Origin of the sequence: Paraburkholderia podalyriae, from assembly GCF_014397785.1 — a bacterium.
In the GTDB taxonomy this organism is placed as follows: domain Bacteria; phylum Pseudomonadota; class Gammaproteobacteria; order Burkholderiales; family Burkholderiaceae; genus Paraburkholderia; species Paraburkholderia podalyriae.
Window position 1 is genome coordinate 1 of record NZ_VZQQ01000078.1, and the last position, 23,809, is coordinate 23,809.

Below are 23,809 nucleotides of genomic sequence, written 5' to 3' on the forward strand. Positions count from 1 at the left end.
CGCGCGGATACGCCAGCTTCAAAACCATGCGGACCGTGCTGTTCCTGATCGCAGGCAAGCTCGACTTCTCGGCCTTCAATCCACATGCCTCGTGAGCCGCATTACCCACTCCACTTTTGAAATAGCCTGAAATCTGATCTGGCATTGCAAACCTACGGCGCGGATTCGTCAGGGATGGTCTGCGGATTCCGGTTTTCGCCGACGCTTGCCGGGCAGCCGATCGACGCGGACGAAGTCATCGACTGGTTCCGCGAGCGCGAGGACGATGCCGGCACTGCCGCAAAGCACGACGGCGAGTTTCTGTGGCTTCACATAGCGCGAGCGAGCGCTGGATGCGGACGCAGCTCGATCTGCCCGAGACGTTTTTCGACGCGTTGCGCGAAGGCTCGCATTCGACGCGGATCGAGCATGCGGACGGCGCACTGCGCGCGGTCGTCAACGACGTCATGTTCAACCTCGAATTCATCCCGTCCGAAATCGCGACGCTGTGGATCCACGCCGACAAGCGGCTCATCGTCACGGCGGGGCTGAAGCCCCTGCGCTCGGTCGAGCGTTTGCGCGCGTCGGTGCGCGAAGGGGAAACATTCAGGTCGCCTGCCGAGCTGCTTGTTCATCTGATGCGCGACCAGGCCGACCTGCTCGTGCAGATCGTCCGCCGAACCGGTGCCGATGCCGATCGAATCGAGGATCGCTTTCTGTCGCAACGGCCGACGCAAAACCGCCTCGACCTCGGCGCGATGCGTCGCACGCTGACACGCCTGCAGCGCATGCTGGCGCCCGAGCCGGGCGCGATTTTCCGCTTGCTGGCGAGGCCGCCTCGCTGGCTTCATGCGGAAGACGTGCAGGATCTGCGTGAATCGACCGAGGAGTTCTCGGTCGTGCTTTCGGACGTGGCGGGATTGATCGAGCGGGTCAGATTGTTGCAGGAAGAAATCACCTCGCGCCTCGAAGAGCAGAACAACCGCACGCTATTCACGTTGACGCTCGTCACGGTGCTGGCGATGCCAATCAATATCGTCGCCGGTTTCTTCGGCATGAACGTCGGCGGCATTCCGCTCGCCGAGAACAGGCATGGCTTCTGGCCGATGGTGCTGCTGGTCGCCGGCTTTACCGGGCTGGCAGGCTGGTGGGCGTTTCGCCGCAGAAGGGAGCGCTAGAACGCGCAGCGGATCTGACCCGCTCTTTACCAGGCCAAGCCCGCCGGCGTGATCGAAGCCTGAGCATGCCCGTCTTCGAATGCGCATTGCAACGATTCAAAGAGGGCAAGTACTCGTCGATTACTCGACCACGCTATTCGAGCGCGGCAGCCGGCCCAAAGAACTCATAACGGCTCTGCGATTCCGGTACGCCGATTGCCTTCAGGCCTTTCTTGATCGCCTTCATGAACGCGACCGGCCCGAGGAAATACACGTCGACGTCGCGCGTTTCCGGCAGCCACTTCTTCAGACTCGCTTCGTCGACGTAGCCGACTGCGTGCGCATCGGCATCGCCCGCACGACGCTGCTCGTAGCAATAGAAGCGCTTCAGTTGCGGATGACGCGCGGCCAATGCATCGATAGCGTCGCGGAACGCATGCACGCCACCATGACGGGCCGCATGAATGAAATGCACCGGACGGTCGGTCTTCAGCGCCGCTTGCAGCATCGCCATCGTCGGCGTGATACCGACGCCGCCGCTGATCAGCACCAACGGCTTATCGCCCGGTTGCAGCGTAAATTCGCCAGCCGGCGCGAACAGGTCGAGCGTGTCGTTTTCCTTGGACTGCTCGTGCAGATATTTCGACACGGTGCCGTTCGGTTCGCGCTTCACGCTAATACGATATTCGCGGCCATCGCTCATTGCGGACAGTGAATAGTTGCGACGCACTTCTTCGCCGTCGATCAGCAGACGCATGCCAATGTACTGCCCCGGCTGGAACGCGAGCAATTCGCCGCCGTCATCGGGACGCAGATAGAACGACGTGATCTCGTCGCTTTCACGCACTTTGCGCGCGACGCGGAACAGCCGCGTGCCGCGCCAGCCGCCGGGGGCGGTTTCACTTTCGGCGTAGATCTTCTCTTCGAGACCGATCAGCAGATCGGCCAGTTGTTGATAGGCGGCGGCCCACGCTTCGATCACGGCATCGGTCGCGACATCCGCGCCGAGGACTTCGCGAATTGCGCGCAGCAGGTACTTGCCGACGATCGGATAGTGCTCGGGCTGCACGTTCAGCGCCACGTGCTTGTTGATGATCTGCGCGACGAGGCCGCCGAGTTGTTCGAGCTGATCGATATGGCGCGCGTACATCAGCACGCCGTTGGCCAACGCGCGCTGTTGCGCGCCGCTTGCCTGATTGGCCTGATTGAACATCGGGCGCACTTCCGGATGCTCGCTGAGCATCAGGTTGTAGAAGTGTGTGGTGAGCGCCTCACCGCCGCTTTCGAGGAGCGGCACGGTTGCTTTGATGATGGCGCGGTGTTCGGCGGATAGCATGGTTTGAGTCCTGATGAAAGTCTGTGTGAGCGTCTGTCTATCAGCGAGTGTCGCAGGCCGGTTTCGGCAGACTGGCTTTACTATCCACGATTCGTGCCAGGTATAAAATGCATTTAGATCAATGATCTGGTAATCAGAATGGTTAATTCGACTCTAGTCGAAGTGACTCAATCCGCAGTCGATCTGACTACGGAAGCTGTGCTCGAGGTTCTTACCCCGCTGATTCTCGACCTGTCGCGCGAGGTGTCCGAGCGCGAGCGCTATCGGCGGCTGCTCAGCGCGCTGCGCTCGCTGTTTCCGAGCGACGCCGCCGCACTGCTACGCCTTGAAGGCGATACGCTCGTGCCGCTCGCCATCGACGGTTTGAGCAGCGATACGCTCGGGCGGCGTTTTCGCGTCGCCGAGCACCCGCGCTTTCAGGCGCTGCTGGCTCAGCCAGGGCCGACGCGCTTCGCCGCCGACTCCGATCTGCCCGACCCCTACGACGGCCTCGTTCAAGGCATGGCGCTCGGGCACCTCGAAGTGCACGACTGTCTAGGGTGCCCGCTGTTCATCCGCGGCGAGCCTTGGGGGTTGCTCACGCTCGACGCGCTCGATCCGGCGTGCTTCGACACGCTCGACATGGCCTCGCTACAGGCGTTTCTCGGCCTGGCGGCCGCGACCGTGAGCGTCGTCGAACGCATCGACGCGTTGGCGCGCAATGGCGAAGAGGCGCAGCGTCGCGCGGAAGCGTATCGGCTGGCGAGCAGCGAGAGCCGACGCGAGCTGATCGGCAGCAGCGACGCGCATCGCCGCATGATCAAGGAGATCGAGGTGGTGGCCGGCAGCGATCTGACCGTGCTCGTCACCGGCGAGACCGGCGTCGGCAAGGAACTGGTCGCGAATGCGATCCACGCGCTGTCGCGGCGCGCGAACAAGCCGCTGATCAGTCTGAACTGCGCGGCGTTGCCGGATACGCTCGTCGAGAGCGAACTGTTCGGGCATGTGCGCGGCGCGTTTTCAGGCGCGTCGGCGGATCGGCGCGGCAAGTTCGAACTCGCGGACGGCGGCACCCTTTTCCTCGACGAAGTCGGTGAGTTGCCGCTCGCGGTGCAGGCGAAGCTGTTGCGCGTGCTACAGAACGGCCAGTTGCAGCGCATCGGCTCGGACCACGAACATCGCGTCGACGTGCGGCTGATCGCCGCAACCAATCGCGATCTCGCCGAAGAAGTGCGCGCGGGCCGCTTTCGCGCGGACCTCTATCATCGCCTCAGCGTCTACCCGCTGCGCGTGCCACCGTTGCGCGAGCGTGGCCGCGATGTGCTGCTGCTTGCGGGCTTTTTCCTCGAAGACAATCGCTCCCGGCTCGGGTTGCTGAGTCTGCGTCTTGCGGCGGATGCGCAGGACGCGTTGCTGCACTACTCGTGGCCCGGCAATGTGCGGGAACTCGAGCATCTGATCGGACGGAGTGCGCTGAAGGCGCTGGCAGCCAATCGTGAGCGCCGCCGCATTCTGACGTTGACGGCCGCGGACTTCGCGTTGTCCGATGCGCCGGATCACGAGGCAGATCAAACCGACACGCAGAGCGAGGAAAGCGAGACCAAAGACTTTCGCAGCGCGGTCACCGAGTTCGAACGCAATCTCGTGCTCGAAGCGCTGGTCCGCAACAGGCAGAACTGGGCGGCGGTGGCGCGCGAGCTCGGTCTCGACAGGGCGAATCTGAATCGGCTGGCCAAACGGCTCGGGCTCAAATAAGCGAACAGGTGCGGGAGCTCGAATCGCTGATCGCGCTGAAAACAGATTGTCAAGCGCCGCGCGACGGGCTTAACGTCTTAATCAAAACCAAAGGCCCGCTTCGAAAATTCGAAATTCGCGGAACGCAGCGCGTCGGTCATAGTAGGCCCTAACGAGGACCAACGCCTTTGATCTGGAGACTCCGCCATGTCCGCTGCACCAGAGAAACTCGACGACTGGCTCGACAAGCAGACGGTGGCCGAAGACGACATCACCGCGTTTCCGTTGACGGCGCTCGCCGCCACGCTCGATCGCGAGGAAAACGGTAGCACCGTGCCGCCGTTGTGGCATTGGCTGTACTTTCTGCCGGTTGCGCCGCTCTCGGAAGTCGGTCCCGACGGTCATCCGAAGCGCGGCGGCTTCCTGCCGCCGGTGCCGCTGCCGCGTCGCATGTGGGCTGGCGGCCGGCTCACGTTTCATGCGCCGCTGAAAGTCGGCGAGCATGCACAGCGCACATCGACGATCGCCAATATCGAGGACAAGACAGGCCGCTCGGGGCGCCTCGTGTTCGTCACCGTGCAACATACGATCGAAGTCGATGGCGAGTTGAAGCTCGAGGAAGAGCACGACATCGTCTATCGCGACGCGCCGCAGGACGCGCCGCAGGAAGGGGCGCGCCCGCAACAACCGGCGCCCGCGCCCGAAGGCGAAACGTGGCGCCGCACGATCGATGCCGATGCGGTGATGCTGTTTCGCTACTCGGCGCTGACTTTCAACGGCCATCGCATTCACTACGACCATCGGTACGTCACGCAGGTCGAAGGTTATCCGGGCCTCGTCGTGCATGGCCCGCTGATTGCGACGCTGCTCGTCGATCTCGTGCGCCGTGAACTGCCGCAAGCGACGCTGCAAAGCTTCGCATTTCGCGCGCTTCGCCCCACGTTTGCGGACCAGCCGTTCACGGTATGCGGCAAGCCTTCCGCCGACGGCAAGACCATCGACCTGTGGGCGAAGGACTACGAAGGTTATCTGACCATGCGCGCGACCGCCGCGCTCGTCTGAATTCTACCAGACCCGATTATGCAAACCACGCAACACGATTCGTTCCAGGACATTCGAGAGGCCGTGCGCGATCTGTGTCAGCAGTTTTCCGGCGACTACTTTCGCAAGATCGACGAAGCGCGCGGCTATCCGGAAGCGTTTGTCGATGCGCTGACGAAGGCCGGCTGGCTCGCCGCGCTGATTCCGCATGACTTCGGCGGATCGGGGCTCGGGCTCACGGAAGCGTCGGTGATCATGGAAGAGCTCAATCGTGCGGGCGGCAACTCGGGCGCGTGCCACGGGCAGATGTACAACATGGGCACGCTGTTGCGGCACGGTTCCGAAGAACAGAAGCGCAAATATCTGCCGAAGATCGCGAACGGCGATCTGCGTTTGCAATCGATGGGCGTGACCGAGCCGACGACCGGCACCGACACGACGAAGATCAAGACGACCGCCGAGCGGCGCGGCGACCGTTACGTGATCAATGGTCAGAAGGTGTGGATCTCGCGCGTGCAACACTCGGACCTGATGATCCTGCTCGCACGCACCACGCCGCTCGGGGACGTGAAGAAGAAATCTGAGGGCATGTCGATCTTCATCGTCGATCTGCGCGAAGCGATCGGTCATGGCTTGACCGTGCAGCCGATTCTGAACATGGTCAATCACGAGACCAACGAGCTCTTTTTCGACAACCTCGAAATTCCCGCCGAGAATCTGATCGGCGAGGAAGGGCAAGGCTTCAAATACATTCTCGATGGACTCAACGCAGAGCGCACGCTGATCGCGGCGGAATGCATCGGCGACGGCTACTGGTTCGTCGATAAAGTCACCGAATACGCGAAGGAGCGCGTCGTGTTCGGCCGGCCGATCGGACAGAACCAGGGAGTGCAGTTTCCGATCGCGCGCTCGTTCATCAACGTCGAGGCCGCGAGCCTGATGCGCTTCGAAGCGGCACGTCGTTTCGACGCGCGTCAACCGTGCGGCGCGCAGGCGAACATGGCGAAGCTGCTCGCGGCGGATGCATCGTGGGAAGCGGCCAATGCGTGCCTGCAATTTCACGGCGGCTTCGGCTTCGCGTGCGAATACGACGTCGAGCGCAAGTTTCGCGAAACGCGTCTGTATCAGGTCGCACCGATATCGACCAATCTGATTCTCTCGTACGTGGCCGAGCATATCCTCGGGCTGTCGCGTTCGTTCTGACCCGCTGGCGGACATCATGAGACCACTCGACGGTATCAAGGTCGTCACCCTCGAACACGCGATTGCCGCACCGTTCTGCACGCGGCAACTGGCCGATCTCGGCGCACGCGTGATCAAGATCGAACGGCCTGGCGTCGGCGATTTCGCGCGCGGCTACGACGAACGCGTGCATGGGCTGTCGTCTCATTTCGTGTGGACTAATCGTTCGAAAGAAAGTCTTTCGCTCGACCTGAAGCAGCCCGCGGCGGCGGAGATTCTCGATGCGTTGGTCGCCGATGCCGACGTGCTCGTGCAGAACCTCGCGCCGGGCGCGGCCGAACGGCTCGGCCTCGGCTACCACACGTTGAGCGACAAGTATCCAAAGCTGATCGTCTGCGATATTTCCGGTTACGGCGCGGACGGTCCGTATCGCGACAAGAAAGCGTATGACCTGTTGATTCAAAGCGAGTCCGGCTTTCTGTCGATCACCGGTTCTCCAGGCGCGCCAGCGAAGGCGGGCTGCTCGATCGCGGATATCGCGGCAGGCATGTACGCATATTCGAACATTCTGAGCGCGCTGTTGCAGCGTGGACGCACCGGGCGCGGTTGCCGTATCGACGTGTCGATGCTCGAGAGCATGGTCGAGTGGATGGGCTATCCGCTCTACTACGCGATCGACGGTCAGCCGCAGCCCGCGCTCGCGGGCGCCGCGCATGCGACGATCTATCCTTACGGCCCGTTTCCCGCTGGCGACGGCAAGACCGTCATGCTTGGCCTGCAGAACGAACGCGAGTGGAAGCTGTTCTGCGAGCGCGTGCTCGAACAGCCGGAACTTGCAACCGACGAGCGCTTCGCATCGAACTCGAAACGCACTGCGGCGCGCGACGCGTTGCGCGAGGTGATCGTCGCGGCGTTCGCGAAGCTGAGCGCCGCGCGGGTGATCGAGCGACTCGATGCGGCAGGCATCGCGAACGCGCAGATGAATACGCTCGCCGACGTGTGGGCGCATCCGCAACTGAAGGCGCGCGAGTGCTGGCAGGAAGTCGCCACGGCAGCGGGGGCGATACCCGCATTGCGGCCGCCCGGTCTACCTTCCGACATCGAGCCGAGAATTGACCCTGTGCCCACGCTTGGTCAACATACCGAAGCCATTCTGCGTGAGCTTGGCTACGACGATGGGCGTATCGACGCGCTGCGCGCGGCGGGCACGATCTGATTCAGTAACGACCCCCATGAACGACCATCCCAGTCTCACGCTTGCCACTTTCGCCGCGCAACTCGACTTCCACAGCGTCCCACACGAGGTCGTCGAGCGTACCGTCAACCTGTACGTCGATTGGCTCGGCTCCGCGCTGGCCGGCAGGGGCGCGCGCCCGGTCGAGACGATCGCGCGGTTTGCGCGCGCGGCAGCCGGTGCGACGAACGACGGCCTCTGCGAAGTGCTGATCGACCGCAGCCGCACCACGCCGTATTTCGCCGCGATGATCAACGGCGCGGCGTCACACTTCGCCGAACAGGACGACGTGCACAATGGCTCGGTGTTTCATCCGGCAACCGTGGTGTTTCCCGTTGCGCTCGCGTTGGCACAGGCAAAGCGAACGTCGGGGCGCGACTTCATCGCGGCGGCGGTGGCGGGATACGAGGTCGGCATTCGCGTCGGCGAATTTCTCGGGCGTTCGCATTACAGGGTGTTTCACACCACGGGCACGGTCGGCACGGTCGCGGCCGCGGCAACTGCGGGACGCTTGCTCGGTTTGTCGCCGTCGCAGATGCTCGATGCGTTCGGCTCGGCGGGCACGCAGGCGAGCGGCCTGTGGGAATTCCTGCGCGATGCCGCCGACTCGAAGCAACTGCACACCGCGATGGCCGCCGCGAACGGCCTGATGGCCGCGCAACTCGCCGCCGACGGCTTCAAGGGCGCGACGCACATTCTCGAAGGCGCGCAGGGCATGGCGGCGGGCATGTCGAGCGACGCCGATCCGGCGCGCCTCGTCGATCGGCTCGGCAGCCGCTGGGCGACCGCGGAGACCTCGTTCAAGTATCACGCGGCGTGCCGCCATACGCATCCGGCCGCCGACGCGTTGCTCGCGGTCATGCGGACGCATGGCCTCGCGCCGCGCGACATGGCGAAGGTCGTGGCGCACGTGCATCAAGGCGCGATCGACGTACTCGGCTCCGTGGTCACGCCGCGCACCGTGCATCAGGCGAAGTTCAACATGGGCACGGTACTCGGGCTCGTCGCGCATCACGGCTATGCGGGCGTGACCGAATTCGAGCAGGGCTTCGACGCGAGCGAGATCGCCGCGTTTCGCGACAAGGTCACGATGACGCTCGACGCTGAAGTCGACGCCGCCTATCCCGCACGCTGGATAGGCAAGGTCACGGTGACGACGATCGACGGCCGCGCGTTCGATGGGCGTGTCGACGAGCCGAAGGGCGATCCGGGGAATACGTTGTCGCGCGATGAGATTGCGACGAAGCTGCATCGGCTGGCGGCGTTTTCGGGTGCGGCTAGTGAAGGGGAGGCGGCGCAGCTGCTTCGCAACGCATGGCGGGTTGCCGAAGAGACGCAGATGGGTTCGGTATTTGATGCAGCGTCGCGCACGACGGTGGCGGCATGAGCGCGTTGTCACGGTCGTATCTGTTCGTGCCTGGGAATCGGCCTGAGCGGTTCGACAAGGCCTATGCGGCCGGCGCGGATGCGGTCATTCTCGACCTGGAAGACGCGGTGCAGCCGGACGAGAAGGTCACCGCGCGAGCGGCGGTGTTGGCTGCGGCATCAGCTAATGCATCGCGGGCAGTGTGGGTGCGTATCAATGGTTCGGACACCAGATGGTTCGCGGACGATGTTGCGGCGCTGGTTGGACAGGTCGGCGTCGCGGGAGTCGTGCTGCCGAAGGCCGAGAGGCGGGAACAGATCTGCGCGGTGCTGGCGAACGCGCATCCGGCCTTGAACGTGCTGCCGATTGTCGAGACTGCGCACGGGTTCGCGAACCTGGCGGAATTATGTGCGGCGCCGCACGTGCTGCGTATCGTGTTCGGCACGCTGGATTTTCAGGTCGATCTCGGCATCGATGGAGAAGGTGAGGAGTTGCATCTGTTTCGCTCGCAGATCGTGCTTGCGTCGAGGCTGGCTGGCATTGGTGCGCCGGTGGATGGCGTGTCGACGACGATCAACGATGCTGATGCGGTGCAAGCCGATGCGCTGCGCGGGCGGCGCTTTGGTTTTGGCGGCAAGCTTTGCATTCACCCGAAGCAGATCGACGCTGTGCATCGCGCGTACGCGTGGAGTGACGCCGAGGTGGAGTGGGCGCGGCGGATGCTTGCCGCTGTCGAGGCGAGTCATGGCGCCGCGGTGGCCGTGGATGGAAAGATGGTCGATATGCCGGTGATTCTGAGGGCACGGAGGATTTTGGGCTGAAAGACGAGTTGCCCGGCGACTAGCCACCTCACCCAACGGAATACCCCCCATCATCGCATTTGAACAGTCAGCAGGTCACATGCTAGATTAAATTGGCATCGGTAACAAACTCGCTGCGAAGGTCTCGAATCGCCAGCATCTATCCGGTCATTCGTCGACTCGACGTTGGCGGAAAAGAAGATTTATGCCCCTCACCACGCCGGAAAAATACCCTCCCGATGAGTACTATTCAAAACCCAGTTCTGCGCGGCTTCAATCCGGATCCTTGCGTGTGCCGTGGCAGCGATGCGTGGTATATCGCGGTGTCAACGTTTGAATGGTACCCGGGCGTTCTCATTTACGAATCGAAAGACTTCGTCAACTGGGAACTCAGGGCAACGCCTTTGGACAGGCTATCGCAATTGAACCTGATCGGAGAGCAGCCGTCCGGAGGCATATGGGCGCCCGCGCTGTCCTATCACGACGGTCTTTACTGGCTCGTCTATACCGACACCAAGGCATGGAAGGGTGAGCAGAAGATATCCCCGCTGCGCGACATGCATAACTTCGTCGTGACCGCCCCGGACATCACCGGCCCCTGGTCGGAGCCTGTGCATCTCGTGTCTGGTGGATACGATCCATCGCTGTTCCACGATGAATCGGGCAAAAAGTGGCTGGCCTATATCCGGCGCGATTTCAGGGGCATTTACGCGGACCTTTTCGCCGGAATCATTCTGCGCGAATACTCGCCGCAGGAAAAGAAGCTGATCGGGGAGGAGCGCGTGATCTATAAAGGCGCCAGCCTGAAGACCGACTACTTCATGAAGTGTCAGATCTACGAGGCTCCGCATTTGCTGAAGAAGGGAGACTGGTACTACCTGATCACCGCGGAGGGGGGTACAGGCTATACGCATGCGACGTGTGTATCCAGATCCCGCGATATTTTCGGTCCATACGAGTTTCATCCTGACACGCCGATGCTCACGTCGCGCGACGCGAATGGACGGATCCAGCGGACCGGCCACGGCAATCTGGTCGAGGGTCCGCACGGCCAGTGGTACATGACGTACCTGGGATCGAGACCAATCGATGCGCACACGAAGCGCTCACCGCTAGGCCGTGAGACCTGCGTCGCACCGATCGAATGGCACGCTGACTGGCCCCGCCTCGCCAGCGGCGGAGTGGTTCCCGCCGAATCTTTTGCGATCGACTCGGATATCGAGCAAAGGCTCGACAGCAGTTGGGCGATCGATTTTGGACAACGTGCCGCGCTGCCGCTGGAACTGCAGAGTCTGCGCATTCCCATCAGCGACGACTGGTGCAATCTTCACGAACACCCGGGCTATCTGCGGATAAGGGGGCAAGAGTCGCCGACTTCGCGGTTCCACCAAAGCTTGCTGGCCTGTCGCGTCCGTGACTGGCAGTTCGAAGTCGAAACGGCGCTGGAATTTTCGCCGATGTCATATCTGCACATGGCTGGGCTCATGGCGCGTTACGACGAGAACACCTTCTACTATCTGTTCGTCACGCGCGACGACGACGGCACAAAAATCCTGTCCTACATGGAAATGGATGCCGGCAGCTTCGCCTACGGCAATCGACTGGCCACGCTGCCCGAGGCCTCAGTGATCGGCCTGCGGCTTCACGTCGTGGACGCGAAGCTGCGCTTCTGCTATCGCGTGACGCATGGCGACTGGAAAGACCTCGGACTCGGAAAGGATTTCACGAAACTTAGCAATGAATATGCAACCCCGATCGGCTTCACGGGGGCTTTCGCAGGTATCACCGTCAACGACATGCTCGGCTTTCGCGAGCCAGCGGATTTCAAGTCGTTCTCGTACCGCCAACTGACCGGCTAGAACCCGGATTTCGTGTCATCGCTGTCGTTTAATAATAAGGAAGACCTCATGCGCTTTCGCTGGAGACATCGCTATTTCGTTCTGCTCATTCTGTTTGCGATCTATTTGCTCTGTTATATGGACAGAATGATCATGGCAGCGGCTATCCCATTTATTGCGTCCGAGTTTCATCTGTCGGCGATGGAAATGGGAGGAATCCTCAGTGCGTTCTTTTTCAGCTACGCGCTATGTCAGATCCCGGCTGGCCTGCTGGCAGACAGATTCGGCCCGCGGCTGATGACGACAATCGGGATCACGTGGTGAACGATTTTCACCGCGTTTACCGGACTGTGCAATTCGCTCGGCTTGATGCTGGTGGTGCGGGTCGCGTTCGGCATTGGCGAAGCGCTGTTTCCTCCCGCCGCGTTCAAGGGACTGTCGGCATGGTTCCCAAAGCGCGAAGTGGGACGGGCGACCGGGCTGATGATGACCACGAATGCGCTGGGACCCGCACTGGCGCCGCTGTTCGTGGCGGCCGTGATGGCCGCGTGGGGATGGCGCGCCATTTTCACGAGTCTGTTCATACCCGGTATCGCGATGGCCGTATTCGGCTGGATCTATGTGAGAAACAGCCCGAAGGACAGCAAGCACGTTTCGGATATCGAATTGAAGGAAATCGGAACCAGCGAACAAACATTGTCTGAATCCGCCGGCAAAGTGGATTTTGCTGGATTGGTGAAAACGCCGCTGGTCTGGTGGTGCTTTGTCACCTTGTTCGTTTTCAGCATCGCCTCCTGGGGAATCATGAGCTGGTTCCCGACGTATCTGCTGAAGGCGCGCGGCCTTTCGACGGCCAGAATGGGCATTATGGCGTCGGTGCCATTTCTGGTCGGCACGATCGCCTATTGCATCACGGGCTTTCTCTCCGATAAGTTCTTCCGCAATCGTCGCGAATTGCTGGTCGTCCTCGGCTGCATTGTGGCCGCGATCTTTGCCTATCTGACGGCCCATGCCGCGACTGTGGAAACGGCGGTGTTCTATCAGACGATCGGCTATTTCTTCTCAACCATGGCGGGCTGTTCGCTGTACACCATCCCGAATGTCGCGCTGCCAAACAAGGTCGTCGGGTCGGCGATCGGCTTTGTCAATGCAGCGGGTCAGTTGGCAGGATTCCTTTCCCCGCTGATCGTCGGTTACATCCTGACCAGCACGAATAACGACTTCAATGTCGTCTTCCACCTGTTCGTCGGCTGTTTCTTGCTGGCTTCGATTTCCGCATGGTTCATCAATACGAGGACGGACCGCAGCGACTCTGTCACGCGGAGCGCCGGCACAGAGCCGGCCGCGCGGAACCAGACAACTGGATAAATGGAGCGACATTCCGATGCGCCGCAGCCTTTCAGGCATGCAAGTCGCCTCTTTTCCATTCCCTTAATCAAACCGGAACACCCACCTCCAAAAAACCCAATTCACACTTCACGTCACCTGTCGCACTCTTAAGGCATACGGCGCTGCACGATTTAGCAACGGCCGTTCAGCACTCTGCCCTGAGCCGCCGCATCCTACAAAGGCAGCCTCGCAGAACTGTTCCGCGCGCGCGCCACTCGCCCGCGCGCAGCTTGAGAAGACAGGAGACAAATTTTGCCAACCCCCATCAACTCCGGCGCCCGACTGGACCGCCTTCCGATCAGCCGCTTCCACTGGAACATTCTCGGCCTGATCGGCGCGGGCGCCTTCCTCGACGCCTTCGACATCTATCTCGCCAACGGTGCGCTCGCGGCGATGGTCAAAACCGGCTTCACCGATCTCCGCCTCGGCTCGTTCTTCATCTCCGCGACCTTCATGGGCATGATGATTGGCGCGGGCCTGTCAGGCTATCTCGGCGACCGCTTCGGCCGACGCTATTCGTATCAAGCCAACCTCGCGATCTTCGGCATCGCATCGCTCGCCGCCTGCTTCGCGCCGGACATCTACTGGCTGATCCTGCTGCGCTTCATCATGGGTATCGGCCTCGGTGCCGAACTCGTGGTCGCGGCCGGCACGCTGTGCGAATTCGTGCCACCCGCCACACGCGGCCGCTGGACCGCGTTGCTCGCGCTGATCATCAACTCTGGCCTGCTCGGCGCGACCGCCATCGGGTATTGGGTGATTCCGCATCTCGGCTGGCGCTACATGTTCGCGATCGCGGGCGTCGGCGCGCTCGTCGTGTGGTTCCTGCGGCATCGGATGCCGGAGTCGCCGCGCTGGCTAGAAACGGTTGGCCGGCTCGAAGAGGCGGAGGCCACCGTTGCGGCGATCGAGCGACAGGTCGAGGCGCGGGTCGGCAAGCTGCCGCCAGTCGCGCGCGTCGTCAGTCACGAGGTGCCGGTCGCGCCGTTCTCGGCGCTGTTCGCGCGCGGCATGATCGGCCGCACGCTGGTCGCCGCGCTGACCTGCATGGCGATCAACATGTCGCTGTACGGCTTCGTCGCGTGGCTGCCGACGTTCTTCGTCAACGAAGGCCTGACCATCGTGCAGTCGCTCGGCTTCGTGCTGCTGATGTCGTTCGGCGCGCCGGCCGGCGCTGTCGTCGGTTATCTCGTGACGGACCGCCTCGGGCGACGCAACGGCATCGTGCTGTTCTCACTCGCAACGATCGCGCTCGGCTTCGTCTACGTGCAGATGCGTGCGCCGGTGCCGATCGCGGTCGTCGGCTTCGCGCTCGTCACGACGATCTACACGGTCTGCACGCTCGGCCTGTTCGGTTATATCCCCGAGCTGTTCCCAACCGCGCATCGCCTGCGTGGCACGGGCGTGGCCGGCACCTGCGGCCGCGCGGCTTCGATGTCGACACCCTACGTCGCGCTGCTGCTATACACGCAATTCGGCGTGACGGGCGTGCTGACGATGGTCGGTGGCGTGTTGCTGTTGCTGAGCGTCGCGATTCTCGCGCTGCGCATCGAAACGAGTCAGCAGACGCTCGAAGAAATTTCGCCCGATGTTGAGCTGATGCCGCAAGCGGAGATGATGCGAGAGTCGGCGTAGGCTGTACGCGTATGAAGGGGGCCGTCGATTCGGATCTTTCCCCGGCTAAATTCCACCGCACCCGGTTAAGATGAAAGTTTGTCCTGCGCATGCTTCGCCAGCAGCTTTCATCATGCACTTCGATTTCGTCGATTTACGCCTGCTCCTGCACATCGCCGACACGCGCAACCTCGCGCGTGCCGCGGAGCGTTCGCACCTGTCGGCGCCGGCCGCCAGCAACCGGGTCAAGAATCTCGAGGAGCAGCTCGGCTTCAAGCTGCTCTATCGCACCAGCCAGGGCGTGACGCCGACACCCGCGGGCGAGGCCTTTGTGCATCACGCGCGGCTCGTGCTCGAACGCGTCGAGCACCTCGCCGGTGACATGCAGGAGTACGGCGAGGGCATCAAGGGCCACGTGCGCATCTGGGCCAACACGACTGCGATCAGCGAGTTCATGCCGGCCGTGCTGAGCCGTTTCCTGCGCGATCATCCGGACGTGAACATCGATCTGCGCGAAGTGCTGAGCGGCGAGATCGTCAAGGGCGTCGCCGAAAGCGCGACCGATATCGGCATCGTCGCGGGCAACGTGCATGCCGAGCATCTGCAGATGCTGCCGTATCGCGACGACCGACTCGTGCTCGTTACGTCGTGCGATCATCCGTTCGCCAGGCGGGCGTCGGTCGATTTCTCGCAGGTGCTCAACGCGAACTTCGTAAGCCTGCCGACGTCGAGCGCGATTCACGCGTTCATCACCAGTGCCGCCGATGCACTCGGCGCGCGGCTCAAACTTCGCATCCAGGTCGGTAACTTCGAGGCCGCGTGCCGGATGATCGAGGCGGGCGTCGGAATCGGCATCGTGCCGGAGTCGGTCGCGCTGCGGCACAGAAAAACGATGCAGATCGCGATCGTCGGGTTGAACGATCCGTGGGCCGAGCGCAAGCTGAAGATCTGCGTGCGCAGTCTGAAGGACTTGCCGCCGTTCGCCCGTGCGCTGGTCGACCGGTTGATCGCGGTGGCGGAAGAGAACGGCGCGACAGCGGCTTGACGCGCGGACCGGAGACACCGCGCCGAAGCTCACGGGGTTTCCTTCTGGAAACACCGCCGCCCGTTGTCAACCGGCATTTCACTGCTCAAGCATTCCTTGCCGCCACAAAAACCCGCGTGTATAGTTTCCGAAGTTACTCTTGTTTCGTATCGGAAATTAAAGGGGTTCACATGGACGCGTCCACCATCCTCGCCGATCTCGGCATTGCCCACGCCGCGCAAGCCGGCGATATCGCGGTTCATTCGCCGATCACCGGCGAGCTCATCGGCCGTGTGGCCAGCCAGACGGCGGTCGAGGTCGACGCGGCGCTCGCTCAGGCCAAAGACGCGTTCGCCGTGTGGCGCAACGTGCCGGCGCCGCGCCGCGGCGAACTGGTGCGGCTGCTCGGCAATCGGCTGCGCGAACGGAAGCAGGCGCTCGGCAGCCTCGTCTCGCTGGAGACCGGCAAGATCCTGCAGGAAGGCATGGGCGAAGTGCAGGAGATGATCGACATCTGCGATTTCGCGGTCGGTCTGTCGCGCCAGCTGTATGGTTTGACGATTGCGTCCGAGCGCCCGGGCCATCGGATGGCGGAGTCGTGGCATCCGCTCGGCACCTGCGTCGTGATCTCGGCATTCAATTTCCCGGTGGCGGTGTGGTCGTGGAATGCGGCGCTCGCGCTGGTGTGCGGCAACGCAGTGATCTGGAAGCCGTCGGAAAAGACCCCGCTCTCGGCGCTGGCCGTGAACAGGATTCTCGAAGATGCGCTCAAGGAATTCGGCGACGCTCCAGCCGGTCTGACCGCGTTGATCAACGGCGGTCGCGACGTGGGCGAAAAGCTGGTGGTCGATCCGCGCGCGTCGATCGTCAGCGCGACGGGCAGCACGGGAATGGGTCGCAAGGTTGGCGTCGAAGTGGCGAAGCGTTTCGGCCGCTCGCTGCTCGAACTCGGCGGCAATAACGCAGGCATCGTCACGCAGACGGCCGACCATGAACTCGCGATGCGCGGCATCCTGTTCTCGGCCGTCGGCACGGCCGGTCAGCGCTGCACCACGCTGCGCCGTCTGTTCGTGCACGATAGCGTGTACGAGAAGACCGTCGAGCGTCTGAAGCAGCTTTATAGCCGCGTGCCGATCGGCAATCCGCTCGAAAAGGGCACGCTGATGGGGCCGCTGATCGACCGTCAATCGTTCGAGCGCATGCAGGAAGCGCTGCAGCAGGCGAAGGCCGAGGGCGGCAAGGTGTTCGGCGGGGAGCGTGTCGAAGTGAAGGGTTATGAGGGCGGCTACTACGTGCGTCCGGCTATCGTCGAGATGCCGTCGCAAACGTCGGTCGTGCTGAAGGAAACCTTCGCGCCGATTCTTTACGTGCTGCGTTACGCCGAGTTCGCCGATGCGCTCGAGGCGAACAATGCCGCGCATCACGGTTTGTCGTCGTGCGTGTTCACGAACGACCTGCGCGAAGCGGAACGCTTCGTGTCCGCGTCAGGCAGCGACTGCGGCATTGCGAACGTCAACATAGGACCGAGCGGCGCGGAGATCGGCGGCGCGTTTGGCGGCGAGAAGGAAACGGGCGGCGGCCGCGAATCGGGTTCGGATGCGTGGAAGGCGTATATGCGTCGCGCGACCAATACGGTGAACTATTCGTCGGCGTTGCCGCTTGCTCAGGGTATCGACTTCAATCTCGACTGAGGGCGCGAGCGCGAAGTGATGACGCGCGCCGACTCGCGCGCTCTTTAACAATCCGTTTGCGCCGCCCGGCGTTCCGGAGCTGCAGCGTTACTCGTGGAGTGAGACGTGAGTTCGAAAGTCGTGATCGTCGGCGGTGGTGTGATCGGCAGTTCGATTGCGTATTTTTTGCGGCTGTCCGATCCGACAGTCGGCGTCACGGTGATCGAGCGCGATCCGACCTATGCGCGTTCGTCGTCCGCCTTGTCGGCGGCGTCGATCCGACAGCAGTTTTCGACGCCGCTTTCGATTCAGATGTCGCTGTTCGGCATCGAGTTTCTGCGCTCGATCGGCGAGCGGCTCGAAGTCGGCGGCACGCGGCCCTCGATCGATCTGCACGAAGGCGGTTACCTGTTTCTCGCGACAACCGCCGGTGAAGCGACGCTGCGCGAAAACCACGCGCTGCAAAAGAGCCTCGGCGCAAATATCAGCCTGCTCGACACGCACGACTTGCAAACGCGCTTCCCCTGGCTCAATACCGACGACCTCGTCGCCGGCGCTTATGGCGAAAGCGGCGAGGGCTGGTTCGACGGCTACGGTCTCGTGCAGGCGCTGCGCAAGAAAGCGCAGGCACTCGGCGCGCGCTATGTCGCGGCCGACGTCACCGCGCTGTGTCGCGACGGCAACCGCGTCACGCAAGTACAAACCGCGGACGGCGAGGCTTATGCGTGCGACGTCGTCGTCAACGCGGCCGGCGCGTGGTCGCGCAAGGTCGCGCAGATGATCGGCATCGACCTGCCCGTCTATGCGCGGCGGCGCAGCATCTTCAACGTGACGTCGCCGGCAAAGCTCGAACGCTGCCCGCTGCTGATCGATCCGAGCGGCGTGTACTTCCGGCCCGAAGGCAATTCCTATATCTGCGGCACGTCGCCATCGGCCGATAACGACCCCGACGATCTACCGCTCGACGAAGTCGATCACGCGCTATTCGACGAAGTGATCTGGCCGACGCTCGCCAATCGCGTGCCGCAATTCGAGGCGCTGCGTGTGCAGAACTGCTGGTCCGGCTATTACGAATACAACGTGCTCGATCAGAACGCGATCATTGGCCATCATCCGGAGGTCGAGAACTGCATCTTCGCGAACGGCTTCAGCGGCCACGGTTTGCAGCAAGGACCGGCAACCGGACGCGGCATCAGCGAATTGATTCTGCATGGCCGCTATGCGACGCTCGACCTCAGTTCACTAAGCTTTGTGCGCGTGCTCGACAACCGGCCGATCGTCGAGAGGAACGTGGTGTAGTCACTGGTGTAGTGCCTTTATTCCAATCGATATCACACGAAAGGCAGGCGGCCGTCACCAGCTCGCGCAGCTGATGACGCGGCGCGGCGCCCCATGCGCGCCAGCGGTCCTGCTGGTGACGACCGGCTCGCAACAAGGCTTCGATCTGCTGCTGCGCGGGATGGTCGCGCCGGCGACGTCGCACTCGTCGAGCAGCCCGCGTATCCGGCCACGTTGCAGGCGCTGAAGCTGCAACAGGCCGACGTTGTCACGGTGCCCGTGGATCAACACGGCCTCGACGTCGCGCAGCTCGCCGCATTGCTCGAAGTGGGCACGCTGCGTCCCGCGCTGAAACTGCTGTACACCTGTCGAAGATCGTCGCGCCGGGTTTGCGCGTCGGCTGGATGCTCGCGCACGCAGATCGCGTTTCGTCGTCCGGCGGGCGGCATGTTCGTGTGGGCGCGTCTGGACGCGGTACGCGATGCGTCCGACTATCTGCGCGTGTGCATCGAACAGAACGTAATGTTCGTGCCGGGCGTCGCGTTTTATCAGGACGCGGTCGATAGGGCGGCGCTGTGTCTGTCGTTTGCCGCGCCGGGTGTGGAGGAGATTGAAACCGGCTTGCGCCGAATGAAGCGCGCGCTCGAGCAGTACGTTGAGCGGAAATAAAATCTTGATCGCGTCAACGCAATCAGTGCAATGCGGCGAATTATCCGGCGAGCATATAATGTGCAGCCAGGTTTTTTATGTAAACGCCAAAAATTGTGGCCATTTAACAGAACTCACCGCATTCCTTATTAATTGCGAATCGCATTGCGTGCGAATGCGCAATCGTTTTCCTCCCCACATGCCGTTCTATCAGGCCGACCTCGGCATGCTGCAGGTGAAGCCGCACGGGCTTGCCGCGTCGAGCGGTCCGCACGCGTGAGAGGGCCCGCGAGCGATCGCTCCGAATGAAGTCGTTATTGCGCGCCTTATCTTCGAGAATATGCAATTCGAATAAATTCGCCTGTTGCTAAAACTTGTAATGGAAATGGCCGATTTATATGCGGAAATGCCATTTATAAAGTTAAGAAACCGTGTAATTATCCTGTTTACCGGCCGGCTTCCGTTTTGCCTGGTTCCCTGAGTGGCTGAAAGACCGGTTTTACATGGGCTCGCGCCACACGAGCCGGTCTTCGCGTGGGAAATAACCGTCGCCCGTCGCGTTCCCGCACGCATGCCGCATACAAGTGCCGCACGAGATGCGTGAGCGGGCCACAAAAACATCAAATGAGGAAAAGAGGGCAATGCAATGAATTCACTCGACGAGAAGCGGCCGCTGCTGATCTACGACGGCACGCTCGGCGACCTCTACGGGATCTTTTTCAAGAACCTTCTGCTGCAAATTTTGACCCTCGGCATTTACCGCTTCTGGGCAACGACGAATAACCGCCGCTATGTCTGGACGCACATGCGGTTTCAGGACGAGCGCTTCGAGTACACGGGCACCGGGGGCGAGCTATTCAAGGGCTTTCTGTTCGCAATCGTGGTCGTGTTCAGCGCGGCGTTCGCGGCCGGTGCGCTGAGCGTAGTCTTGCGCATGCTGACGAAAAGCGTGGCAGTCGTTGCGGTGCCTGTCATCGCGTTATATCTGCTGATCGTCGTGCTCGCGGCGGGCGCGTTTTTCGGCGCGCAGCGCTATCGGCTAAGCCGCACGCAGTGGTGCGGTATTCGCGGCGGCATGACCGGCTCGGCGCTCGGATACGGCGTGCGCACGTTGCTGTATGCGCTGCTCTGCGTACTCACGCTTGGCCAGATGACGCCGTGGTCATCGATGCGTCTCACGGAGCGTCGCATCAACGAAAGCAGCTTCGGTAGCTTGGCGTTTCGCTTCAAGGGGCGCGCGTGGGCTGTCTACGGTCTGTTTCTCGTTACGTTCGTCGGCGTGGTTGTGTTGTTCACCGTGCTGTTCATGATGTTCCTGAAGGGCGCTCTCGCGTCGATGCATGTCGGCCACGTGCTGGGGGCGGCTACGGCGCCGTCGCGGGCCGCGCTCGGATCGCTGTTTCTGTTTTATGCGCTGTTCTCCATCGGCACGATGCTGATCCGCGGCTTTTATGTCGCGGCGCTGACGCGCCATGTGATGGGCAATATGTCGCTCGGCTCGCAATTGCATTTCGACAGTAACGTCAGCGTTGCGCGTCTGATCGGCTTGCAGTGCGGCAACCTTGCGACCATCGTGTTCACGCTCGGCTTCGGCGCGCCGATCGTGCTGCATCGGCGGATGCGCTTTGCCGCCGACACGCTGCAGGTTTCCGGCTACCTCGATCCGCACATGCTGGATCAAAACACCGTGGCGGCGCCGCTGACCGGCGAAGGCATGCTGAACCTGCTCGATCATGGGGGCGCCTTCTGAACACGAAACTCAATGCGCTCACTCGATGCGCTCAATGAGTGAGCGCAGTCATGCGCAGGTTGCCCACAGGCTTGTTCCCAAAATCGGTAGATAACAACGGAGCAGCGAAGCGAAGAACTCGCGCGTGTGAGGGCTTACCGGAAGGTACAGCACAAAGCAAACAGCGGGACTCACCGTCGACCGGTTCATCCCGCTGCTAGATTCTGAGGGTGTGTCAGCTTGCCGTGCAGCGCACGGCAAGCATGGCAGACGCTTATCGGTCGAGGAACGACTTCAGACGGTCCGCGCGGCTCGGATGCATGAGCTTGCGCATCGCCTTGCTCTCGATCTGACGGATCCGCTCGCGTGTCACGTCGAATTGCTTGCCCACTTCTTCGAGCGTGTGATCCGACTTCGTGTTGATGCCATAGCGCATGCGCAGCACCTTCGCTTCGCGCGGCGACAGCGAGTCAAGCGCGTCGTCGATCGCGGCGCGCAGGTCGGCCTGCATCGCGGCATCCGCCGGCGACGACACGCCAGCGTCTTCGATCATGTCACCCAGCGTCGCATCGCCGTCGTCGCCGACCGGCGTTTCGAGCGACACCGGTTGCTTCGCGATCTTCAGAATGCCGCGCACCTTCTCTTCCGACAGTTCCATGCGTTCCGCGAGCACCGCCGGATGCGCTTCCTGGCCGGTCTGCTGCAGGATCTCGCGAGAAATGCGGTTCAGCTTGTTGATCGTTTCGATCATGTGGACCGGCACGCGGATCGTGCGCGCCTGATCCGCGAGCGAACGCGTGACGGCCTGACGAACCCACCACGTCGCATACGTCGAGAACTTCCAGCCACGACGGTATTCGAATTTGTCCACGGCCTTCATCAGACCGATATTGCCTTCCTGGATCAGGTCGAGGAACAGCATGCCGCGGTTCACGTACTTCTTCGCGATGGAGATCACGAGACGGAGGTTCGCCTCGATCATCTCGCTCTTGGCCTTGCGCATCTTCGATTCGGCGGCCACCATCTGCCGATTGATCTCTTTCAGATGCTTGAGCGGCAGCGACACCGTCGCTTCGATGTCAATCAGTTTCTGCTGTTCGGACTGGATCGCCGGCAGATGACGCTCGAGCGCCGCGCCATAGGTCGACGCGCCGGTGCGCGCGGCACGCTCGGTCCAGCCAAGGTCGGCCTCGCTACCCGCGAACGTTTCGATGAACTTCTCGCGCGGCATGCCGGCCTTCGAGACGACGATCTGCAAAATGTTGCGCTCGATCGCGCGCACCTGCGCAACCTGGTGCTGCACCTCACCGCACAGACGGTCGATCGTGCGTGCGGTGAAGCGGATCTTCGCGAGATGCTGCTGAATGTCTTCGCGGGCGCGCAGATAGGCCTTCGAGGTGACGTCGCCGCGCGTGTGCGCCGCGTTCATCTGGTCGTACAGAATGCCGACCTGGGCGAAGATTTCGAGGCAGTCGCTCGTGAGCTGCTTCAGGCGAGCTTCGTCCGCCGCGGACGAATCGGCCGCGCTGGCGTCATCGTCGTCTTCTTCGTCGTTTTCTGCGTCGGCATCGCTGTCTTCCTCGGCGTCCGCATCGGCGCTCGCGACTTCTTCTGCGGCGGCCGTCTCTTCATTCAGACCGTCGACGAGTTCATCGATGCGCAACTCGCCGTCGGCGACCTGCTGTGCGCTCGCGAGGATCGCGGAGATCGCGAGCGGGCACGCGGCGATCGCCTGCACCATTTCGTGCAGGCCGTCTTCGATGCGCTTTGCAATCGCGATTTCGCCTGCGCGCGTGAGCAACTCGGTCGCGCCCATTTCGCGCATGTACATACGCACGGGATCGGTGGTGCGGCCGAACTCCGAGTCGACGGTCGACAGCGCGACTTCGGTTTCTTCGTCGGCCTGGTCGTCTGACACCACGGACGGGGCGTTCGAGTTGAGCAGCAGCGTCTCCGCGTCCGGCGCCTGCTCGTAGACCTGCACGCCCATGTCGCTGAACGCGCTAACAATGCTGTCGATCGCGGCGGTTGCCGTGAAGTTGTCGGGCAGGTGGTCGTTGATCTGCGCGTGGGTCAGGTAGCCTTGCTCTTTGCCCAACTGGATCAGTGCACGCATCAGGCGCTGGCGTTCTTCGGCTTGTTGCGGCGGCAGATCGGCTGCCACGGGGATCGCTTTGCCGGCGCCCTTGCCTTTGGCCGAGCGGCCGGACGGAACTTTGGCAGTGAAGGCGGCGGCTTCGTGTTGCGAATCTTCGCGATCAAAAGGGTTCACGTAATTTCCTCTAGAGGCTTCGCTATGAGACGCAAGACGCTACCGTCAGGCGTTTCGAGCAGGGCTCAGCATCACCTGATGTGACTCAACGCGGTTGTTGGGCTGTGCTCTGGGGAGCAAAAAAGATGAGCCCGCTCGAAGCGGGCCGATGGATATGCGAAATTTTGCGCGGCTCGCATTATATACGAGCTTGGGGGTTCGCGCTCATGGGTGCACATCAAATCATCGTGGCTGTTGTCGCATGCATGCGTGAGGCTGCGGGGTGTGCAGTCCGTGTGCATGCGCGCGACCCAACCTAGATAGAGGCATGTTGCTCCTTGTGCAAGGGGCTTCGTGTCTTTTTTGTACACATAAAGCTGTGTCGTCGCAGGCTGTCCCCCAAAAGAAATTCGCTGAAGGGTATTGACTGAATACGGACCGCTCTCCATAATCTCGCTTCTCTGCTGCAGATGCAGCGACGCAAACGAAGCGGTGCCGGTGGTTGTGGTGCAGGTGCTGCGGGTTGGGCGGAACGATCTTTAAAAACTAACAGCCGATAA

Annotated in this window: 14 protein-coding genes and 3 pseudogenes; 15 read left to right on the forward strand and 2 right to left on the reverse strand. The window is 62.1% G+C overall.

Features of this window, described 5'->3' with window-relative positions; all coding sequences use genetic code 11:
• Nucleotides 1-126: 126 nt before the first annotated feature.
• Nucleotides 127-1,157 (forward strand): annotated as a pseudogene (locus F6X42_RS37450) (transporter).
• Between the two features lie 133 nt (nucleotides 1,158-1,290).
• On the opposite strand, the gene hmpA reads toward F6X42_RS37450, so the two are convergent.
• Nucleotides 1,291-2,472, reverse strand: coding sequence for an NO-inducible flavohemoprotein (hmpA, locus tag F6X42_RS37455; protein WP_187638917.1), 1,182 nt, complete (start codon nucleotides 2,470-2,472; stop codon nucleotides 1,291-1,293).
• Nucleotides 2,473-2,610: 138 nt separating this feature from the next.
• Here hmpA and norR point away from each other — a divergent pair, with 138 nt between their 5' ends.
• From norR to F6X42_RS37525, 14 genes and pseudogenes are all read left to right on the forward strand, one after another.
• Complete coding sequence (gene norR, locus F6X42_RS37460) at nucleotides 2,611-4,206, forward strand: nitric oxide reductase transcriptional regulator NorR (RefSeq protein WP_187638918.1); 1,596 nt, start codon at nucleotides 2,611-2,613, stop codon at nucleotides 4,204-4,206.
• A gap of 186 nt (nucleotides 4,207-4,392) precedes the next feature.
• Entirely contained in the window at nucleotides 4,393-5,247 is an 855-nt protein-coding gene (locus F6X42_RS37465) for an HTD2 family dehydratase (protein ID WP_187638919.1), read from the forward strand.
• Nucleotides 5,248-5,265: 18 nt separating this feature from the next.
• On the forward strand, nucleotides 5,266-6,429 hold the full coding sequence (locus tag F6X42_RS37470; protein WP_187638920.1) for an acyl-CoA dehydrogenase family protein: 1,164 nt from the start codon (nucleotides 5,266-5,268) through the stop codon (nucleotides 6,427-6,429).
• Between the two features lie 16 nt (nucleotides 6,430-6,445).
• Nucleotides 6,446-7,624: a CaiB/BaiF CoA transferase family protein gene (locus F6X42_RS37475; RefSeq protein WP_187638921.1), complete on the forward strand. Its 1,179-nt coding sequence runs from the start codon at nucleotides 6,446-6,448 to the stop codon at nucleotides 7,622-7,624.
• A gap of 16 nt (nucleotides 7,625-7,640) precedes the next feature.
• Entirely contained in the window at nucleotides 7,641-9,029 is a 1,389-nt protein-coding gene (locus F6X42_RS37480) for an MmgE/PrpD family protein (protein WP_187638922.1), read from the forward strand.
• Entirely contained in the window at nucleotides 9,026-9,829 is an 804-nt protein-coding gene (locus tag F6X42_RS37485) for an HpcH/HpaI aldolase/citrate lyase family protein (protein ID WP_187638923.1), read from the forward strand. The genes F6X42_RS37480 and F6X42_RS37485 overlap by 4 nt, the downstream gene beginning before the upstream one ends.
• 92 nt (nucleotides 9,830-9,921) lie before the next feature.
• Nucleotides 9,922-11,667 (forward strand): glycoside hydrolase family 43 protein, encoded by a 1,746-nt coding sequence (locus tag F6X42_RS37490; RefSeq protein WP_246530434.1) that lies wholly within the window; start codon nucleotides 9,922-9,924, stop codon nucleotides 11,665-11,667.
• Nucleotides 11,668-11,715: 48 nt separating this feature from the next.
• Nucleotides 11,716-13,014 (forward strand): annotated as a pseudogene (locus F6X42_RS37495) (MFS transporter).
• A gap of 273 nt (nucleotides 13,015-13,287) precedes the next feature.
• A complete protein-coding gene (locus F6X42_RS37500) occupies nucleotides 13,288-14,670 on the forward strand; it encodes an MFS transporter (protein WP_187638924.1) in 1,383 nt (460 codons plus the stop codon).
• A 112-nt stretch (nucleotides 14,671-14,782) separates the two neighbouring features.
• On the forward strand, nucleotides 14,783-15,694 hold the full coding sequence (locus tag F6X42_RS37505) for a LysR family transcriptional regulator (RefSeq protein WP_187638925.1): 912 nt from the start codon (nucleotides 14,783-14,785) through the stop codon (nucleotides 15,692-15,694).
• 170 nt (nucleotides 15,695-15,864) lie between these two features.
• Nucleotides 15,865-17,364, forward strand: a complete 1,500-nt coding sequence (gene amaB / locus F6X42_RS37510) for an L-piperidine-6-carboxylate dehydrogenase (protein ID WP_187638926.1) — start codon at nucleotides 15,865-15,867, stop codon at nucleotides 17,362-17,364.
• A 105-nt stretch (nucleotides 17,365-17,469) separates the two neighbouring features.
• On the forward strand, nucleotides 17,470-18,642 hold the full coding sequence (locus tag F6X42_RS37515) for an NAD(P)/FAD-dependent oxidoreductase (RefSeq protein ID WP_187638927.1): 1,173 nt from the start codon (nucleotides 17,470-17,472) through the stop codon (nucleotides 18,640-18,642).
• Between the two features lie 52 nt (nucleotides 18,643-18,694).
• Nucleotides 18,695-19,290: pseudogene (locus tag F6X42_RS44720) on the forward strand (aminotransferase class I/II-fold pyridoxal phosphate-dependent enzyme); the annotation flags it as partial.
• A gap of 625 nt (nucleotides 19,291-19,915) precedes the next feature.
• The gene (locus F6X42_RS37525; protein ID WP_187638928.1) at nucleotides 19,916-21,019 is read left to right on the forward strand and encodes a YjgN family protein; all 1,104 of its coding nucleotides are present in this window, start codon (nucleotides 19,916-19,918) and stop codon (nucleotides 21,017-21,019) included.
• Between the two features lie 253 nt (nucleotides 21,020-21,272).
• Here the strand turns inward: F6X42_RS37525 and rpoD are convergent, their stop codons facing one another.
• On the reverse strand, nucleotides 21,273-23,270 hold the full coding sequence (gene rpoD / locus F6X42_RS37530; protein WP_187638929.1) for an RNA polymerase sigma factor RpoD: 1,998 nt from the start codon (nucleotides 23,268-23,270) through the stop codon (nucleotides 21,273-21,275).
• Nucleotides 23,271-23,809 lie beyond the last annotated feature (539 nt).

What these genes read in the sequence shown, in the direction of transcription:
- hmpA (WP_187638917.1), bottom strand. Translation starts at nt 2,472, where the DNA reads ATGCTATCCGCCGAACACCGCGCCATCATCAAAGCAACCGTGCCGCTC.
- norR (WP_187638918.1), top strand. Translation starts at nt 2,611, where the DNA reads ATGGTTAATTCGACTCTAGTCGAAGTGACTCAATCCGCAGTCGATCTG.
- F6X42_RS37465 (WP_187638919.1), top strand. Translation starts at nt 4,393, where the DNA reads ATGTCCGCTGCACCAGAGAAACTCGACGACTGGCTCGACAAGCAGACG.
- F6X42_RS37470 (WP_187638920.1), top strand. Translation starts at nt 5,266, where the DNA reads ATGCAAACCACGCAACACGATTCGTTCCAGGACATTCGAGAGGCCGTG.
- F6X42_RS37475 (WP_187638921.1), top strand. Translation starts at nt 6,446, where the DNA reads ATGAGACCACTCGACGGTATCAAGGTCGTCACCCTCGAACACGCGATT.
- F6X42_RS37480 (WP_187638922.1), top strand. Translation starts at nt 7,641, where the DNA reads ATGAACGACCATCCCAGTCTCACGCTTGCCACTTTCGCCGCGCAACTC.
- F6X42_RS37485 (WP_187638923.1), top strand. Translation starts at nt 9,026, where the DNA reads ATGAGCGCGTTGTCACGGTCGTATCTGTTCGTGCCTGGGAATCGGCCT.
- F6X42_RS37505 (WP_187638925.1), top strand. Translation starts at nt 14,783, where the DNA reads ATGCACTTCGATTTCGTCGATTTACGCCTGCTCCTGCACATCGCCGAC.
- amaB (WP_187638926.1), top strand. Translation starts at nt 15,865, where the DNA reads ATGGACGCGTCCACCATCCTCGCCGATCTCGGCATTGCCCACGCCGCG.
- F6X42_RS37525 (WP_187638928.1), top strand. Translation starts at nt 19,916, where the DNA reads ATGAATTCACTCGACGAGAAGCGGCCGCTGCTGATCTACGACGGCACG.